Below are 17,945 nucleotides of genomic sequence, written 5' to 3'. Positions count from 1 at the left end.
CGCGCTGCCCCGGGTGCGGGTGCTGCCCGAGCCCGCTCCCGTCGCCGGGGACCGCGCGGGTGGCTGGGCGGCGCTCGACCGGGCGGTGTCGGCGGGGGTGGCGGCCGCCCGGGGGGAGGCGCCGACGGCGCACGTCGCCGTGCTGCTCGGTGACCTGCCGGGGCTCGACCCGACGGAGCTCGACGGGGCGCTCGCGTTCGCTGAGGAGCACCCGCGCGCGGTGCTGCCCGACGCCCAGGGCACCGGCACGACGCTGCTGACCGCCCGGGCCGGGCAGGTGCTGACCCCGGCGTTCGGGGGTGGGTCGGCCGCGGCGCACGCGGCGCTCGGGCACGTGGTCCTGGACCTGCCGGAGGCGTCCACGCTCCGGCACGACGTGGACGTCCCGGAGGACCTGGCCGCGCTCGCGGCCCGGGAGGTCCCGGGCCGCACGGGCGCGCTGCTGCACCGCCTGCGCTGACCCGGTCGCCTAGGAGGCGTGCACCTCGACGGGGACGTCGCCCGCGCGGGACCTGAGGCACGCGACGACCCGGTCGAGGTCGGCGCGCTCGGCGTCCGGCACGAGCGCCACGGTGGTCGCGACGGGCGGGTCGACCGGGGCGGTGAGTGCGCTGGCGACGGCCGGGTCGGTGACGCACCCGCCGAGGTCGTCGTGGCCTGGCCCGACCGCGACCGACCACGGTCCGGGCTGCTGCGGGGTGCTCGGCGGCGGGGGAGCGGCGGTCGCGAGCGCCCAGCCGAGCGCCACCGCGGCGCACCCGCCGACCGCACCCACCACGACCCGTCGCCTCGCCACCCGAGCCCTCCCGTCTGCGCCTACGCTCCGCGTCCCCGCCGATCACCGTGGGCGGATGCGGAAACCGTAGGGCTCACGCCCCCACGAGGGCCAGGGCCGCGGCCGCGATGCGGGCCGTCGTCGGGACGTCGTGCATGAGAGTGGGGGCAGCGGACGCCCGCCAGCCGTCCGCGCGGAGGGCCGCCGCGGCGTCCGTGTCGACGTCGTCGACGAGCCACGCGTCCAGCACGCCCGGGCCGTCGAGCCCGGGCGTGCCGTCCGGGCCCCGGCGCCCGAGGTAGCGCGCCACCGCCTCGGCGGTGGCGTCGACGCCGACGGTCGCGAGGCACTGCGCCGCCATCCCGCGCACGGCCGCGCCGCCGACGATGGGCGACACGCCCACCACTGGTGCGGGACTCGCCGCCAGCGTCTCCCGGACCCCGGGCACGGCCAGGATGGTCGACACCGACACCACCGGGTTGGACGGCGGCAGCACGACGACGTCCGCACTGGTCAGCGCGTCGAGCACCCCCGGCGCCGGCGTCGAGGCAGCCAGCCCGACCTGCTCGAACCGCAGCGCCGGCAGCGCCGCGCGGTGCCGCACCCACCACTCCTCGAAGTGGATCAGCCGCTCGCCGCCGCCCTCGGCGTCCGCCACGACCACGTGCGTCTCGACCGGCTGGTCGGACATCGGCAGCAGCCGCACCCCCTGCCCGGCGAGGTCCCACCGCCGCGCCAGCCGCTCGGTCGCCTCGGTCAGCGTCAGCCCCTCGCGCAGCCACTGGGTGCGGGCGAGGTGGGTGGCGAGGTCGAGGTCCCCGAGCGTGAACCAGTCCCAGCCGACGTCGTACGCGGCGAGGTCGGCGCTGACCCGGGAGGTCTCGTCGCGGCGTCCCCAGCCCTGCTCCTCGTGCACGGCCCCGCCGAGCGTGTACATGAGGGTGTCGAGGTCGGGGCAGACGCGGACGCCGTGCAGCCACATGTCGTCGCCGGAGTTCGCGACGACGGTGACCTCGGCGGTGGTGCCGCCGTGGCCGTCGGGGTGCCGGTCGCGCAGCAGGGCGAGCAGCCCGCGGGTGAACCGGGCGCCGCCGACGCCGCCGGACAGGACGGTGATCCTCATGGTGCTCCTGGGGTCGGTGCGGGGGCGGCCTCGCCGAACGCGATGACCGGCCGCCCGGTGCGGGGGTTGGTCAGCACGACGGCGTCGACCCCGTAGACCTCCCGCACCAGGTCGGTGGTGAGCACGGTGCGCGGGTCCCCGGCGGCGACGAGCCGGCCGTGCGCGAGCACGAGGACGTGCGCGCAGTACGCGGCGGCGAGGTTGAGGTCGTGCAGCGCGGCGACGGTGGTGCGCCCGAGGTCCCGCACGAACGCCAGCAGGGACAGCTGGGCGCTGACGTCGAGGTGGTTGGTCGGCTCGTCGAGGAGCAGCAGCTCGGGCTCCTGGGCGAGCGCCCGGGCGATGTGCACGCGCTGCCGCTCGCCGCCGGACAGCGCGGCCCAGGGCCGGTCGGCGAGGTGCGCGGCGTCGGCGGAGCGCAGCGCGTGGTCGACGGCCTCGGCCTCGGCGGTGTCGGTGCCCCAGAGGGTCCGGTAGGGGATGCGCCCGAGCGCGACGACCTCGCGCACCGTGAGCGGCACGGTGGACGACGACTCCTGCTCCAGCAGCGCGATGCGGCGGGCGCGCTCACGGCGCGGCACCGCGTGCACGGGCACGTCGTCCACGAGCACGGCCCCGGCCTCGGGGTCGAGCAGCCCGGCGACGAGGCGCAGCAGGGTGGTCTTGCCCGCGCCGTTGGGTCCGAGCAGCCCGGTGAGCGCGCCGGGCGGCGGGGTGGCGTCGACGCCGTCCACGACCCACCGGCCGCCGAGGCGGGTGCCGACGCCGCTGATCCTCAGGTCCACGCCGACCCCCGGCCGCGGCGCAGCAGCACGGCGAACACCGGGACGCCGATCAGCGCGGTGACGATCCCGACGGGCAGCTCGCGCGGGTCGAACAGGGTGCGCGCCCCGGTGTCCGCCCAGACCAGGGAGATCGCCCCGACGACCGCCGCGACCGGCAGCAGCCGCCGGTGCGCGGGCCCGGTGATCGCGGACACCGCGTGCGGGAGCACCAGCCCGACGAACCCGATCGACCCGCTGACCGCGACCATGGCCCCGGTGAGCAGCGCGACGAGCGTCATCAGCACCCACCGGGTCCGGTCGACGTCGATGCCGAGCGCGGCCGCGGCGGTGTCCCCGAACGCGAACGCGTCCAGCCGTACCGCCGAGCCGACCAGCACCGTCCCCACGACGACCAGCGCGACCGTCGAGATCGCCACGGACTGCCACGTGGACCCGGCGAGCGAGCCCAGCAGCCAGTTGAGGATCTCCCGGTAGGAGTCGCCGGTGGCCGACCAGAAGATGACGAACGACGTGCCCGCGGCCGCGAGCTGCGACACCGCGAGCCCGCCGAGCACCGCGCGCCCGGGGGTGAGCACCCCGCCGACCCGCGCGAGGCTCAGCGTCGCGACCAGCGCGGCGAGCGCCCCGGCGAACGCCGCGACCGGCAGCAGCAGCCCGACCCCGAGGACCAACACCGCGACCGCCCCGAGCGACGCCCCCGACGACAGCCCCAGCAGGTAGGGGTCGGCGAGCGGGTTGCGCGTGAGGCTCTGCATGACCGCACCCGCCAGCGCGAGCCCCGCGCCGACGGCCGCGCCGGTGAGCACCCGCGGCAGCCGCAGCTCCCACACGATCGCGTCGGTCAGCACCGGCACCCCGCCCGGCTCGCCGGCCGCGGGCCCGAGGTGCAGGTGCCCGGCGATGCTCCGGGCGACGTCGACGACCGCCAGGTCGGCGGGCCCGATCGTCACGCACACCAGGACCGTGGCGACCAGCAGCACCACCCCGACCAGCAGCGTCGGCAGCAGCGGCGGCCGCCAGGGCGCGCGGCCGGCCCCGGACGCGGCCCGGTCGCCGGGTCGCGTCCCGGGGGCGGCTGCCGGTCCGGGCGGGGGAGGTGCGGTCATGTCGTGGGTCAGCCGCCCAGCGCGGCGAGCTGCTCGGTCAGGGAGACCACGGCGTCCGCGTTGCGGACCCCGGCCTCCGCCGCCGGGAACGGCACGGTCAGGTAGCGGTGCTCCCGCACGGCGGTGAGCTGGTGGGTCGCCGCGTTGCCCTCCAGCAGGGCGATCTTGCTCTCCGCGGTGTTCCAGGTCGCGTCGACCAGCACGATGACGTCGGGGTCGGCCGCGACGACCTGCTCCCACCCGGCGGACGTCCAGGTGTCGTGCACGTCCGCGAAGATGTTGGTGAGCCCGGCGGCGTCCAGCATCATCTGCGGCGCGCCGATGCCCGCCCCCACGTACGGGGTGTCCGTCCCCGAGGAGTACCAGAGCGCCGTGGTCTCCTCGGCGGGCGGCTCGACGGAGTCGAGGGCGGCCTGCTGCTCCGCGATGAGGTCCTCGGCGCGGTCCTCGACGCCGAACACCGACGCGATCTCGCGCTGCTCGTCGAACAGCCCCTCGAACGTCAGCGGGTCCGGCATGTAGTCCGGCTCCTTGCACGCGGCGGGGGACACGTACGTCCCGACGCCGAGCCCCTGGAGCGCGTCGCGCTCGCCCGCGCCGTCGGCGGAGAAGTTCGACTCCCAGCCCGCGTAGACGAAGTCCGGCTGCGCGGCGAGCAGCGCCTCCTGCCCGGGGACCTTGTCCGAGAGCACCGGCACCGCGTCGTACGCGGCCGTCCAGTCCTCGCGCACCGGCCCGTCCAGGAACGCCGTCCCGATCAGCCGGTCCTCCAGCCCGAGCGCGAGCATCGTCTCGATCGACGTGGACTTGATCGCCACGACCCGCTCGGGCGGGGCCTCGACGGTGACCTCGGTGCCGCAGTTGTCGAGGGTGACGGGCTCGAACCCGGTGCCGGCGGTGCTGCTCGCGGTGCCGGCGTCGGGGACGGCGTCGCCGTCGGCGGACGCGGTACCGCAGGCGGTCAGCGCGACGACCGCCAGGGCGGCGGGCAGCGCCAGGAGGACGCGGGGGGTCGTGGGTCGGGTGCTGCGCACGGGTGCTCCTCACGGGCGGGCCGGCGCCGGGCGGGAGGGCCGCGGCGCGGGCCGGTGCGGGCGGCGACGTCCGGGGACGCCGCGGTCCGCCGGTGGACGTCTGGTCGCCGTCCCGCGCGGGAGCCGGAGGGGCGGCGCGGGCCGGAAGGGGGAGGGGGTGCACGTCGCGCCCGGTGGCTGCGCCGCCCAAGCGCGGGCGGCGACGTCCGGGCCACGTCCGGCCCGGTCCACGACCACCCTACGCCCGCCGCCCCGCAGGTCACACGCCCTCCCGCGCCCTCGCCCGAGACGGGGCGGGTCAGGGAGCCGCGGCGGTCGCCAGGGCTCGGGCTGCGCGGGCGACCTCCGGGGGGCCGCCCGCCAGGGCGGCGACCGTCACGCGGACGTGGCCCGCCCCGCCCGGGTCGTCGGCGTCGCCAGGGGTGTCGGGGCCCGCGCGGAAGGGGCGGCCGCGCGCGACCGTGATCCCCGCGGCGGCCAGCCGGACCAGGGCGGTGGCCTCGTCGGCGACGGGCACCCAGACGTTGATCCCGTCCCCGGGCTGGACGACGAGGCCGTGCTCGGCGAGCGCCGTCGTCAGGGCCCGCTGCCGGGCGTAGTAGGTGCGCCGGGCCTGCGCGACGGCGGCCAGCGCCTCGCCGTCCTCCAGCAGGTCCGCGAGCAGGTGCTGCAGGAGGCGGCTGGTCCAGCCCGGTCCGAGCATCCGGCGCGCGACGACCCGGTCCAGCACGGCGGCCGGGCCTCCGACGGCGGCGATCCGCAGGTCGGGGCCGTGGGACTTGGAGTAGGACCGGACGTGCACGACCCGGTCGGCGAGGTGGGTGCCGAGCGAGACGTCGGCGGTGGAGGCGATCTCGCCGGAGTGGTCGTCCTCGACGACGTGCACGTCGGCGGCGGGGTCGGCGGCGAGGTGGCGGCGGACGACGGCGGCGATCTCCCGGGCGCGGGTCGAGGTCATCGAGACGCCGGTGGGGTTGTGCGCGCGGGGTTGCAGCACGATCACCCGGGCACCGGTGCGCAGCGCGGCCTCCAGGGCGTCGGGGCGCATGCCGTGCCGGTCGAGGGGCACGGGCACCCGGACGAGGCCGAGCTGGTCGCACAGGTCGAAGATCGGCGGGAACGACGGGTCCTCGACGATGACCCGGTCCCCGAACCCGGCGAGCTGCTCCAGGGTGCGGCTCATCGCGTCGACGGCGCCGTCCACGACGGTGATCCGCTGCGGGGTGAACGGCCAGGACGCGCGCAGCAGCCGCTCCAGCGGCTCGACGACGGGGGCGCCGAGGTAGGTGCCGGTGCCCGCGGCGGGCGTGCGGGCGGCGACCCGGCCGAGCGCGCGCTCCAGCGGGGGGAGCAGCGCGGGGTCGGGGGTGCCGGTGGACAGGTCGAGCTGCGGGCCGCGTCCGGAGCGCGCGGCCGGCCCCGCGACGGCACGGGTGCCCGGGCCCCCTGCGCCCGGGCCGTCCGTGCCGTGCGGTCCCGACGAGCCGGGCCCACCAGGCCCACCAGGCCCGGACCCGGGTCCAGCAGCCCCGTCGGCGTCCACCCGCCCGCCCGAGGCCATGTCCCGGTACCGGGGCGGCAGCCACGCGGCGGGTTCGGGCAGCACCACCGTGCCGGCCCGGCCGCGCGAGGCGACCAGCCCGACGGCGGCGAGCGCCTGCCACGCCCCGCTGACGGTGGCGGGGCTGACGCCCAGGTCGGCCGCGAGCCGGCGCACGGTCGGCAGGCGGTCCCCGGGTCGCAGCTCGCCGCTGCGCACGAGGCGCGACACGGCGGCGGCGATCCCGCGAGGACTGCGGTCCTCCACGTGCTGGGCCACGTCCATGGCAGCCATCGTGCCGGGCGCCCCGGACCGCCCCTGACCACCGGCGGGGCGTCGGGCGAAGTGTTTACAGCCCCGTCACGAGCGTTCTCGCGGTCGTTACGGGCAGAAACGCCGCAGAAATGTTCAACCCCCACAGTCACATTCCCATCGGGTCCCGGCAGGCGGCGTGACAGCCCCGCCAGGGGGTCCGTACCCAGGCCACAGTCCTGCCCCACGAACCCTGCGGAGGTCTTCCATGTCAGTCGTGCGCGTCGCGTTCACCCAGGCCACCTGGACGGGCGACAAGGAGTCGATGATCGCGCTCCACGAGGACTGGACGCGCAAGGCGGCCGCCGAGGGCGCGCAGGTGATCGGGTTCCAGGAGCTGTTCTACGGCCCGTACTTCGGGATCACGCAGGACACGAGGTACTACGAGTACGCCGAGACGATCCCCGGTCCGACGACCGACCGGTTCAGCGCGCTGGCCAAGGAGCTCGGCATCGTGATCGTGCTGCCGATCTACGAGGAGGACCAGCCCGGGGTGCTGTACAACACCGCGGCGGTCATCGACGCGGACGGGACGCTGCTGGGCACGTACCGCAAGCACCACATCCCGCACCTGCCGAAGTTCTGGGAGAAGTTCTACTTCCGTCCCGGCAACCAGGGGTACCCGGTGTTCGAGACGGCGGTCGGGAAGATCGGCGTGAACATCTGCTACGACCGGCACTTCCCGGAGGGCTGGCGGGTGCTGGCGCTGAACGGCGCGGAGATCGTGTTCAACCCGAACGCCACGGCCCCGGGCATCTCGAACAAGCTGTGGGAGGTCGAGCAGCCCGCGGCCGCCATCGCGAACGGGTACTTCGTCATCGCGAACAACCGCGTCGGGCTGGAGGACAACGAGTACGGCGACGAGGCCGTGAACTTCTACGGCTCGTCGTACGCGGTCGGCCCGGACGGCGACTACGTCGGCGAGGTCGGCTCGACCACCGACGACCAGCTGCTGATCCGCGACCTGGACCTGGACCTGATCCGGACCACGCGGGAGCGGTGGCAGTTCTTCCGGGACCGCCGCCCGGACGCCTACGGCCCGATCGTGGCGCCCTGACCGGCCCGGGAGGACGACCCATGAAGACCCTCATCACCGGCGGCACCGTCGTCAACGCGACCGGTCGGGGCGCGGCGGACGTGCTCATCGACGGCGAGACGATCGTGGCCCTGCTCCAGCCGGGGTCGACGGCGCTCGGCGTGGACCTGACCAGCACGGTGGACCGCGTGATCGACGCGACCGGGAAGTACGTGATCCCGGGCGGCATCGACGCGCACACCCACATGGAGATGCCGTTCGGCGGGACGTTCGCCAGCGACACGTTCGAGACCGGGACGACCGCGGCGGCGTGGGGCGGGACGACGACGATCGTGGACTTCGTCGTGCAGTACCCGCACGAGAACCCCGTCGACCAGTACGCCCTGTGGCACCAGAAGGCCGCGGGGAACTGCGCGGTGGACTACGCGTTCCACCAGATCCTGTCGGACGTGCAGGACTCGTCGCTGCACGCGATGGACGAGCTGATCGCCGAGGGCGTCACCAGCTTCAAGCTGTTCATGGCCTACAAGGGCGTGTTCCTGTCGGACGACGGGCAGATCCTGCGGGCCATGCAGAAGGCGTCGGACAACGGCGCGATGATCATGATGCACGCGGAGAACGGGTCGGTCATCGACACCCTCGTGCAGCAGCACGTCGCGAGGGGCGAGACGTCCCCGTACCACCACGGCGTCTCCCGGCCGTGGCAGGCCGAGGAGGAGGCGACGCACCGCGCGATCATGCTCGCCGACCTGACCGGGGCGCCGCTGTACATCGTGCACGTGTCCGCGAAGCAGGCCGCCGAGCAGATCGCCCAGGCCCGCGACCGCGGCCAGAACGTCTTCGGGGAGACCTGCCCGCAGTACCTGTACCTGTCGCTGGAGGACCACCTCGGCGCGAGCAGCGCGCAGTGGGGCGACTTCGAGGGCGCGAAGTACGTGTGCTCCACCCCGCTGCGCTCCAAGCACGAGGGCCACCAGCACCAGATGTGGAACTCGCTGCGCACGAACGACCTGCAGCTCGTGTCGACCGACCACTGCCCGTTCTGCATGAAGGACCAGAAGGAGATGGGCGTCGGGGACTTCTCCAAGATCCCCAACGGCATCGGCTCGGTCGAGCACCGGATGGACCTGCTGTACCAGGGCGTCGTCACCGGGGAGATCAGCCTGGAGCGCTGGGTGGAGATCTGCTGCACCACCCCCGCGCGGATGTTCGGGATGTACGGCCAGAAGGGCGTGCTCGCCCCCGGCGCGGACGCGGACGTCGTCATCTACGACCCGGACGGCCACACGTCCATCGGCGTGGGCAAGACCCACCACATGGCCATGGACTACTCCGCCTGGGAGGGCTTCGAGGTCGACGGCCACGTCGACACCGTGCTGTCCCGCGGGTCGGTGGTCGTCGACGGCGGTCTGTTCCTCGGCCGGGCCGGGCACGGGCAGTACGTCAAGCGCGGCCTCTCGCAGTACCTCATCTGAGACCCCACCCCCTCGCGACCGGAAGGAGGCCGCGCCATGGAGTTCGGCGTCGTCCTGCAGAACGACCCGCCCGCGTCCCGGGTGGTCGACCTGGCCCGCCAGGCCGAGACCCACGGGTTCGACTACGTGTGGACCTTCGACTCGCACCTGCTGTGGCAGGAGCCGTTCGTGGTGTTCTCCCAGATCCTCGCCGCGACCCGCAAGGTGGTCGTGGGCCCGATGGTCACCAACCCGGCGACCCGGGACTGGACCGTGCTGGCGTCGTCGTTCGCCACGCTCAACGAGATGTACGGCAACCGGACCGTGTGCGGCATCGGCCGCGGCGACTCCGCCGTGCGGACCCTGGCCGGCAAGCCGTCCAACCTCGCCACGCTGCGCGAGTCGATCCACGTCATCCGCGAGCTCGCGAACTCCCGCGCGGTGGAGCACAACGGGCGCAAGGTCCAGTTCCCGTGGTCGAGGGGCTCGGCGCTCGAGGTCTGGGTCGCCGCCTACGGCCCGCTCGCCCTCAAGCTGACCGGCGAGGTCGGCGACGGGTTCATCCTGCAGTGCGCCGACCCCGACGTGGCGTCCTGGATGATCCGCACGGTCCGGGACGCCGCCGAGGCGGCGGGCCGGGACCCCGACGCGATCAAGTTCTGCGTCGCGGCCCCGATGTACGTCGGCGACGGCGACTCCCCGGCCGCCCGGGCGCACATGCGCGAGCAGTGCCGGTGGTTCGGCGGCATGGTCGGCAACCACGTCGCCGACATCGTCGCCAAGTACGGCCAGGGCTCGCAGGTCCCGAAGGCGCTGACCGACTACATCGAGGGCCGGCAGGGCTACGACTACAACGAGCACGGCCGCGCCGGGAACAGCCACACCCAGTTCGTCCCCGACGAGATCGTCGAGCGGTTCTGCCTCATCGGCTCCCCGCGCGAGCACGTCGAGAAGCTCCAGGCCCTGCGCGACCTCGGCGTCACCCAGTTCGCCGGGTACCTGCAGCACGACAACAAGGACGAGACCCTGCGGATGTACGGCGAGCGCGTCATCCCCGCGATGGCCGAGCACGTCGTGGCGACCGCATGACCACGGGGGTGGCCGGGGAGGCGGCGGTCGCCGCCTCGGGCGTCATGCCGCCCCGGACCGTCCGCCGGCGTGCGCTGCCCGGTCCGCTGCAGGCCCTGCGCCCGGTCGGGCTCGGGATCGCCGCGGTCCTGCTGCTCGCCCTGCTCTGGGAGGCGGTCAAGGCCCTCGTCCCCGACGACGGGTGGAGCATCGGCGACCTGCGGGTGCTGCCGCGTACCACCGACCTCGCGATGCCGCACGTCACCGAGATGCTCGCGCGGCTCGGCGACCCGCTCACCGCGCAGCCCGGCGCCGACCCCCTGTGGCTGGCCGTGCTGCGCGCCGGGGGCACCAGCCTGCGGATCGCCGCGGTGTCCTGGCTGATCGGCGTGGTCGTCGGCCTGCTGCTCGCCCTGCTGATGACCCGGTTCCGCATCGCCCGGTCCGCGGTGCTGCCGCTCGTCGTGCTCAGCCAGACCGTCCCCCTCATCGCCCTCGCCCCTCTGGTCAAGGGCTGGGGCGCCAAGATCGAGGTGCTCACCTGGGAGCCGTGGATGTCGGTCGCCGTGATCGCGTCCTACCTCGCGTTCTTCCCCGTCGCGGTCGGGACGCTGCGGGGCCTCACCTCGCCGGACGCCCTGCACCGCGACCTGTTCGCCGGCTACGCGGCCTCCTGGTCGCAGGAGCTGGTCCACCTGCGGCTGCCCGCCAGCGTGCCGCACCTGCTGCCCGCTCTCCGCCTGGCGGCCACGAGCGCCGTGCTCGGCGTCGTCGTCGCGGAGGTCTCGACCGGGATGCCCGGAGGTATCGGACGGATGATCCTCGAGTTCGCCAACTTCGCCAGCAGCGACCCCGCCAAGCCGTGGGCACCGATCTTCGGCGCCGTGCTGCTCGGCCTCGTCGCCTCCGGCGCCGTCGCCCTGCTCGGCACCGGCCTGCGCCGCTACCGCCGCGCGGAGGTGACGGCATGACCGCCGCCGCCGTGCAGGTCACCGACGTGGGCCGCGTCTTCGCCGGGGAGCGCACCGTCACCGCCCTGGAGCACGTGGACCTGACCGTCGGCGCGGGGGAGTTCGTGTCCCTCATCGGCCCGTCCGGCTGCGGCAAGTCCACGCTGCTGCGGCTGATCGCCGACCTCGACCAGCCGACGAGCGGCGCGATCTCCGTGTTCGGCCGACCCGCCGAGCAGGCGCGGCTCGCGCACGACTACGGCATCGCGTTCCAGCAGGCCGGGCTGCTGCCCTGGCGCACGGTCCGGGCCAACATCGAGCTGCCGCTGTCGCTGCACGGCGTCGGCCGCGGCGCCCGCCGGGAGCGCGCGGACGAGATGCTCGCGCTCGTCGGTCTGACCGACTTCGCCGAGCACTTCCCCGACCAGCTGTCCGGCGGCATGCAGCAGCGCGTCGCCATCGCCCGGGCCCTGGCCGAGCGGCCCAGCCTGCTGCTGATGGACGAGCCGTTCGGCGCCCTGGACGAGATGACCCGCGAGCGGCTGCAGTCCGAGCTCGTGCGGATCTGCGCCGAGACGCAGGCCGCCGTCGTGTTCGTCACCCACTCCATCCCGGAGGCGGTGTTCCTGTCCGACCGCGTCGTGGTGATGTCCGCCCGGCCCGGCCGGATCGCGGGGATCGTGGACGTCGGCCTCGGCCGGGCGGGGGAGCGCGGCGACGACCTGCGCGAGGACGGGGCGTACTTCGCGGCCGTCACCGCGGTGCGCGAGGCGCTGCACGGCGGCGCGTCGGCCGTGCCCGCGCGCGGGGTGGAGACCCGGTGAGCGGCGTCGTGGTCGCGCCGGGACGCTCGGCCGGGGGTGCCGCGGCGCGGGCGCGGTGGGGGCGCGGCCTGCACCGGGCGGCGCCCGTGCTGCTGGCCCTCGTGCTGGTCGGCGCGTGGCAGGCCGTCGTCGTGGTCGCCGAGGTGCCCGCGTACCTGCTGCCCAGCCCGCTCGCGATCCTGGGGGAGCTCGTCGACTTCCTGCCGACCATCGCGTCCGCGGCCCTGGTCACCGGGACGAACGCGCTCGTCGGCCTGGTGCTCGGCTCCGTGGTCGCCATCGCCGCCGCCGTGCTGGCCTCGGCGGTGCGCACCGTGGACGCGCTGCTCAACCCCGTCGTCGCGGGCCTCGCGGTCGTGCCGATCGTGGCGCTCGCCCCCGTGCTCTACACGATGTACGGGGCCTCGGTGGAGACCGGGCGGCAGATCGTCGTCGCCGTCGCGGTCGCCGTGCCGGTGTTCGTCACCACCCTGCGCGGGCTGCGCCAGGTGCGGCCCGTGCACCGCGACCTCATGCGCGCCTACGCCGCCACCCCGCGGCAGGCGATCCGGGCCGTCACGATCCCGACGGCGCTGCCGTTCGTCTTCACCGGTCTGCGGCTGGCGTCCTCGCTCGCGGTGATCTCCGCGATCGTCGCCGAGTACTTCGGCGGCCCCCGGTCCGGCATCGGGTCGTTCATCACCACCGCCGCCGCCGGGTCCAACTACGCCCGGGCGTGGGCGTACGTGCTCGGCGGCGTCGTCGTCGGGCTGCTGTTCTACGGGGCCACCACCGCGCTCGAGCGCTGGGGGACCCCCGGGGCGCGCCGCTGAGCGCACCCGCCGCCCGTCCCGTGACCGAGGGGGCGCCACGGGCAGCACCACCGCACCACCGCACCACCTCGCCTGCCGACGACGCCGGGCGGACCAACCGACGCAGGACGGAAGGGGATGACATGAGGACCACCAGGCGGACCCGGCTGGGTGCCGGTGCGATCGGGCTCGTGGCGGCGCTCGCGCTCGCGGGCTGCGGCGGCGGCTCCGGCGACGACGAGGCCACCGCGGGCTCCGGGGGCTCGGGCGGAACCGGGGGCTCCGGCGACCTGACGCCCGTGAAGCTGCAGCTGCAGTGGCTCACCCAGGCCCAGTTCTCCGGCTACTACGCCGCGCTGGACCAGGGCTACTACGAGGAGGCCGGCCTCGACGTCGAGATCATCCCGAGCGGCGGCGACATCGTCCCGCAGGACGCGCTCGCGAACGGCGAGGTCGACTACGCCATCGCGTGGGTGCCCAAGGTGCTCGGCTCCATCGAGCAGGGCGCCGAGATCACCAACGTCGCCCAGATCTTCGAGCGCTCCGCGACCCTCCAGGTGTCGTTCGCCGACGCCGGGATCGACTCCGTCGCCGACCTCGAGGGCAAGTCCATCGGCTCCTGGGGCTACGGCAACGAGTGGGAGCTGTTCGCCGGGCTCAACCAGGCCGGCGTCGAGGACTTCAGCATCGTGCAGCAGGCGTTCGACATGAACGCCTTCCTCGCAGGCGACATCGACGCGGCCCAGGCCATGACCTACAACGAGTACGCCCAGCTCCTCGAGACCGAGAACCCGGAGACCGGCGAGCTCTACCAGCCCGAGGACTTCTCCGTCATCGACTGGAACGACGAGGGCACCGCCATGCTCCAGGACGCCATCTGGGCGGACGCGGGCCGCCTCGCCGACGACCCCGAGTACGCCGAGACCACCGTGGCGTTCATCAAGGCGTCCCTGCAGGGCTGGATCTACGCCCGCGACAACCCGCAGGAGGCCGCCGACATCGTCACCGCCGCCGGGTCCACCCTCGGCACCAGCCACCAGCTCTGGATGGCCAACGAGGTGAACAAGCTCATCTGGCCGTCCACCTCCGGCGGCATCGGCCTCATCGACACCGCCGCGTGGGACGCGACCGTCGAGATGGCCAAGCAGACGTCGAACGAGACCGGCGCGACCATCATCACCGCCGACCCGCCGGACACCGCCTACTCCAACGAGTACGTCCAGCAGGCCCTGGACGAGCTCGCCGAGGAGGGCGTCGACGTCGAGGGCGCGGACTACGCACCCGTCGAGGTCGAGCTCCAGCCCGGCGGCAACTGACGCACCACCCCCGGACCGGCGGACCACCGCCGGTCCGGGGCCGCGCACCCGCACCCCGACGCCACCCGGAAGGCCCCGCACCATGACCGCACCCGACGCCGACGGCCGGCTCGCGCTCGACCTCGACCGCGCGCACGTCTTCCACTCCTGGTCCGCCCAGGGCGCCCTGTCGCCGCTCGTCGTCGCGGGCGCCTCCGGGTGCGAGGTCCACCTGGCCGACGGGCGCACGCTGCTGGACTTCAGCAGCCAGCTCGTCAACACCAACATCGGGCACCAGCACCCCCGGGTCACCGCGGCCATCGCCGAGCAGGCCGGGCGCCTCGCCACCATCGCCCCGCAGCACGCCGTGCTCCCGCGCGGCCGCGCCGCCGAGGCGGTCCTGCGGCACGCCCCCGCCGGGTTCAGCAAGGTCTTCTTCACCAACGGCGGCGCCGACGCCAACGAGAACGCCCTCCGCATGGCCCGCGTCGTCACCGGCCGGGACAAGGTCCTGTCCACCTACCGCTCGTACCACGGCAACACCGGCGCGGCCGTCGTCGCCACCGGGGACTGGCGGCGCATCCCCAACGAGTACGCCCGCGGCCACGTGCACGCCTTCGGCCCCTACGCCTACCGCTCCGAGTTCTGGTCCACGTCCGTCGAGCAGGAGGGCGAGCGCGCCCTGCACCACCTGGAGCGCGTCATCGTCTCCGAGGGCGCCGCCTCCATCGCGGCGATCCTGCTGGAGACCGTGCCCGGCACCGCCGGGGTCCTCGTCCCCCCGCCCGGGTACCTCGCCGGGGTCCGGGCCCTGGCCGACCGGTACGGGATCCTCCTCGTCCTCGACGAGGTCATGGCCGGGTTCGGGCGCACCGGCACCTGGTTCGCTCTCGACCAGCACGACGTCGTCCCCGATCTCATCACCTTCGCCAAGGGCGTCAACTCCGGGTACGTCCCCGCCGGCGGCGTGCTGATCTCCGACGCCGTCGCCGCGCACTTCGAGGACCGGGTGTTCCCCGGCGGGCTCACCTACTCCGGGCACCCCCTCGCCATGGCCGCCGTCGTCGCCACCATCGAGGCGATGGAGGACGAGAAGATCGTGGAGAACGCCGCCCGCATCGGCACCGACGTCCTCGCGCCCGGGCTCGCGGCGCTCGCAGACGCCCACCCGTCCGTCGGCGAGGTGCGGGGGACCGGGGTGTTCTGGGCCCTGGAGCTCGTCACCGACCCCGAGACGCGCGAGCCCGTGGGCGCCGCCGCCATGGGGGCGCTCAAGGCCGAGCTCCTCGGTCTCGGGCTGCTGCCGTTCGTCCAGGACAACCGCATCCACGTCGTCCCGCCGTGCACCGTCACGGACGCCGAGGTCGCGACGGCGCTCGCGGCGTACGACCGCGCGCTGACGACCCTCGACGCCTCCCTCTGACCCGCGCCCGCCGCCCACAGCCCTCGACCCGGTCGTAGGGTCGTTCCGGTTCCATCCGCCGTCCCGAGAGGACCCCCGCATGTCCAGCAGCACCACCGCCACCCCGCGCGCCGTCGTCACCGGGGCGTCCTCCGGGATCGGCGCCGCGACCGTCCGGCGGCTGCGCGCCGAGGGCTGGGACGTCGTCGCCGTCGCGCGCCGCGCCGACCGCCTGGAGGCGCTGGCCGCGGAGACCGGCGCCGAGGCGTTCGCCGCCGACCTCACCTCCGACGACGACGTCGCCCGCCTCGCCGCGCACGTCGAGGCCACCGGCGGCCTGACGTCGCTGGTCAACAACGCGGGCGGCGCGTTCGGGCTCGACCGGGTCGAGGACGCCGACGTCGACGGCTGGCGCCGGATGTACGAGATCAACGTGCTCGGCACCCTGCGCGTCACCAAGGCGCTGCTGCCCGCCCTCAAGGCCAGCGGCCGCGGCGACGTCGTCGTCGTGACGTCGACCGCCGCCATCGCGCCGTACGAGGGCGGCGGCGGGTACACCGGCGTCAAGCACGCCGAGCGGATGCTCACCACGACGCTGCGCCTGGAGCTCATCGGCGAGCCCGTGCGCGTCATCGACGTCGCCCCCGGCGCGGTCGCGACCGAGGAGTTCTCGCTCGTGCGGTTCGACGGCGACGCCGAGCGCGCCGCGAAGGTCTACGAGGGCTACGAGCCGCTGGTCGCGGACGACATCGCCGACGTCATCACGTTCGCGCTGACCCGCCCGCACCACGTCAACATCGACACCCTCGTCGTGCGGCCGCGCGCGCAGGTCAGCAACACCCAGACCGCCCGGTCCTGAGCGCGGGGGCGGGGCGCCCGGGAGGTCCCGGGCGCCCGCCGTCACGCCGCCGACGACTCCAGCTCGTCCGCGTGCCGGATGTGCCGGGTGACCCAGGGGGACAGGGCCAGCAGCGCCAGCGCGAACACCAGCGCCACCGCCCCGATCCCGCCGAAGTACACCGTGTCGCTCGTGCCCTCGGTCGCGCTGATCAGCTGCGCGGTGATCGCCTGACCCGCCGCCGGGGCGAGGAACCACACCGCCATCGCCTGGTTCCGGAACGCCCGCGGCGCCAGCAGCGTCGTCGCCGCCAGCCCCACGGGGGACAGGCACAGCTCGCCGAGCGTCTGGATGACGTACACCACGACCAGCACCCACGCCGGGGCGAGCCCGTCGCCGATGATCGCCGACGCCGCCGACATCACCAGGAACGACACCGCCGCCAGCGCCAGCCCGAGCGCGAACTTCGTCGCCGTCGCCGGGCGGTCGTGCGTGCGCGACCAGATCCACGCGAATACCGGCGCCAGCACGATGATCGACAGCGGGTTCACCGACTGGAAGAACTCCGGGCTGATCGTCACCCCGACGATGCTCAGCTCCGTGCGGTTCGCCGCGAACGCCGCCAGCGTCGTCGCCGCCTGCTCGAAGATCATCCAGAACAGCATCGCCGCGACGAACAGCGGGATGTACGCCAGCACGCGCGGGCGCTCCGCGTCCGTCACCTTCGGCGAGCGGTACATGATCACGAAGTACGCCACCGGCGCGATGAACGCCAGGTACGACATCGTGTCGATGAACGTGGTCAGCGTGAACCCGCCGGACACCAGCGCCGCGACCAGCGCGACGACGACGACCCCGCCGAGCACGACCAGCAGCCCGCGGACCAGGGCCGGGCGCTCCTCGGGGCGCACCGGGTTCGGCGCCACGCCGCCCGCACGGCCCAGGTACCGGCCGCCAGCGACGAAGAACACCAGCGCGATGGCCATGCCCACCGCCGCCACCAGGAACCCGGCGTGGTACCCGCCCCACGCCCGCGCGGCACCCACGAGGAACGGCGCCGCGAACGACCCGATGTTGATGCCCATGTAGAAGATCGAGAACGCCGAGTCCCGGCGCTCGTCCCCGCGGGCGTACAGCTCGCCGACCATGCTCGACACGTTCGGCTTCAGCAGACCCGTGCCCAGCGCCACCAGGGCGATGCCCACGTACGACGCCGTCGCCGCCGGCAGTGCCAGTGCCACGTGCCCCGCCGCGATCACGACGCCGCCGTACAGCGTCGCCCGGCGGGCGCCGATGACCCGGTCGGCCAACCAGCCGCCCACCACGGACAGCAGGTACACGCTCGTGCCGTAGATCGACACCAGGGCCAGCCCGGTGCGCTCGGCGATCCCCAGGCCGCCGTTCGCGACCGTGTCCGTCAGGTAGTACAGCAGGATGGCGCGCATCCCGTAGTAGCTGAACCGCTCCCACAGCTCCGTGGTGAACAGTGTCATCAGGCCGCGCGGGTGCCCGAAGAACGCCCGGTCCCCGGCCAGGGTCCCGGCGGGCGGCTCGTCGGCCCGACGGGGCTCCGGGGTGGCCGCACTCACGGCGTCCCCCCGGTCGATCGTGC

At 74.6% G+C, this 17,945-nt stretch carries 16 protein-coding genes and 1 pseudogene; 10 read left to right on the top strand and 7 right to left on the bottom strand.

The window, feature by feature from the left end:
* Positions 1 to 460: pseudogene (locus EBM89_RS21225) on the top strand (2-phospho-L-lactate guanylyltransferase); the annotation flags it as partial.
* Positions 461 to 469: 9 nt separating this feature from the next.
* Here the strand turns inward: EBM89_RS21225 and EBM89_RS10550 are convergent.
* The 6 genes from EBM89_RS10550 to EBM89_RS10525 form a co-directional block, all read right to left on the bottom strand.
* The gene (locus EBM89_RS10550) at positions 470 to 796 is read right to left on the bottom strand and encodes a hypothetical protein (RefSeq protein WP_147463523.1); all 327 of its coding nucleotides are present in this window, start codon (positions 794 to 796) and stop codon (positions 470 to 472) included.
* Positions 797 to 869: 73 nt separating this feature from the next.
* Entirely contained in the window at positions 870 to 1,898 is a 1,029-nt protein-coding gene (gene cofD / locus EBM89_RS10545) for a 2-phospho-L-lactate transferase (protein ID WP_122149388.1), read from the bottom strand.
* Positions 1,895 to 2,683: a putative F420-0 ABC transporter ATP-binding protein gene (locus EBM89_RS10540; protein ID WP_122149387.1), complete on the bottom strand. Its 789-nt coding sequence runs from the start codon at positions 2,681 to 2,683 to the stop codon at positions 1,895 to 1,897. Before EBM89_RS10540 ends, cofD begins: the two co-directional genes overlap by 4 nt.
* Positions 2,674 to 3,789 carry a putative F420-0 ABC transporter permease subunit gene (locus tag EBM89_RS10535; protein WP_122149386.1) on the bottom strand — a complete coding sequence of 372 codons (1,116 nt, stop codon included), beginning with the start codon at positions 3,787 to 3,789 and terminating at the stop codon, positions 2,674 to 2,676. The genes EBM89_RS10540 and EBM89_RS10535 overlap by 10 nt, the downstream gene beginning before the upstream one ends.
* 8 nt (positions 3,790 to 3,797) lie before the next feature.
* Positions 3,798 to 4,823 carry a putative F420-0 ABC transporter substrate-binding protein gene (locus EBM89_RS10530; RefSeq protein WP_122149385.1) on the bottom strand — a complete coding sequence of 342 codons (1,026 nt, stop codon included), beginning with the start codon at positions 4,821 to 4,823 and terminating at the stop codon, positions 3,798 to 3,800.
* A 298-nt stretch (positions 4,824 to 5,121) separates the two neighbouring features.
* Positions 5,122 to 6,648 (bottom strand): aminotransferase-like domain-containing protein, encoded by a 1,527-nt coding sequence (locus tag EBM89_RS10525; RefSeq protein ID WP_233571668.1) that lies wholly within the window; start codon positions 6,646 to 6,648, stop codon positions 5,122 to 5,124.
* Positions 6,649 to 6,883: 235 nt separating this feature from the next.
* Here EBM89_RS10525 and EBM89_RS10515 point away from each other — a divergent pair, with 235 nt between their 5' ends.
* The 9 genes from EBM89_RS10515 (at position 6,884) to EBM89_RS10475 (ending at position 16,354) form a co-directional block, all read left to right on the top strand.
* Positions 6,884 to 7,732 (top strand): nitrilase-related carbon-nitrogen hydrolase, encoded by an 849-nt coding sequence (locus tag EBM89_RS10515; RefSeq protein ID WP_122149384.1) that lies wholly within the window; start codon positions 6,884 to 6,886, stop codon positions 7,730 to 7,732.
* 20 nt (positions 7,733 to 7,752) lie between these two features.
* Positions 7,753 to 9,186 (top strand): dihydropyrimidinase, encoded by a 1,434-nt coding sequence (hydA, locus tag EBM89_RS10510; protein WP_122149383.1) that lies wholly within the window; start codon positions 7,753 to 7,755, stop codon positions 9,184 to 9,186.
* A 36-nt stretch (positions 9,187 to 9,222) separates the two neighbouring features.
* Entirely contained in the window at positions 9,223 to 10,254 is a 1,032-nt protein-coding gene (locus tag EBM89_RS10505) for a TIGR03842 family LLM class F420-dependent oxidoreductase (protein ID WP_122149382.1), read from the top strand.
* On the top strand, positions 10,251 to 11,204 hold the full coding sequence (locus EBM89_RS10500; RefSeq protein ID WP_233571667.1) for an ABC transporter permease: 954 nt from the start codon (positions 10,251 to 10,253) through the stop codon (positions 11,202 to 11,204). Before EBM89_RS10505 ends, EBM89_RS10500 begins: the two co-directional genes overlap by 4 nt.
* Positions 11,201 to 12,007, top strand: coding sequence for an ABC transporter ATP-binding protein (locus EBM89_RS10495; protein WP_122149381.1), 807 nt, complete (start codon positions 11,201 to 11,203; stop codon positions 12,005 to 12,007). Before EBM89_RS10500 ends, EBM89_RS10495 begins: the two co-directional genes overlap by 4 nt.
* Positions 12,004 to 12,819, top strand: coding sequence for an ABC transporter permease (locus tag EBM89_RS10490; RefSeq protein WP_369408643.1), 816 nt, complete (start codon positions 12,004 to 12,006; stop codon positions 12,817 to 12,819). Before EBM89_RS10495 ends, EBM89_RS10490 begins: the two co-directional genes overlap by 4 nt.
* A 122-nt stretch (positions 12,820 to 12,941) precedes the next feature.
* Positions 12,942 to 14,114, top strand: coding sequence for an ABC transporter substrate-binding protein (locus EBM89_RS10485; protein ID WP_122149380.1), 1,173 nt, complete (start codon positions 12,942 to 12,944; stop codon positions 14,112 to 14,114).
* Positions 14,115 to 14,196: 82 nt separating this feature from the next.
* Positions 14,197 to 15,516 (top strand): aspartate aminotransferase family protein, encoded by a 1,320-nt coding sequence (locus EBM89_RS10480; protein WP_122149379.1) that lies wholly within the window; start codon positions 14,197 to 14,199, stop codon positions 15,514 to 15,516.
* 79 nt (positions 15,517 to 15,595) lie between these two features.
* Entirely contained in the window at positions 15,596 to 16,354 is a 759-nt protein-coding gene (locus EBM89_RS10475; RefSeq protein WP_122149378.1) for an SDR family oxidoreductase, read from the top strand.
* Positions 16,355 to 16,395: 41 nt separating this feature from the next.
* Here the strand turns inward: EBM89_RS10475 and EBM89_RS10470 are convergent, their stop codons facing one another.
* Positions 16,396 to 17,922, bottom strand: a complete 1,527-nt coding sequence (locus tag EBM89_RS10470; RefSeq protein ID WP_233571666.1) for a peptide MFS transporter — start codon at positions 17,920 to 17,922, stop codon at positions 16,396 to 16,398.
* Between the last annotated feature and the right edge of the window lie 23 nt (positions 17,923 to 17,945).

The sequence above is a fragment of the Cellulomonas triticagri genome, from assembly GCF_003696205.1.
In the GTDB taxonomy this organism is placed as follows: domain Bacteria; phylum Actinomycetota; class Actinomycetes; order Actinomycetales; family Cellulomonadaceae; genus Cellulomonas; species Cellulomonas triticagri.
This window is presented reverse-complemented; position numbering and strand designations above follow the sequence as displayed.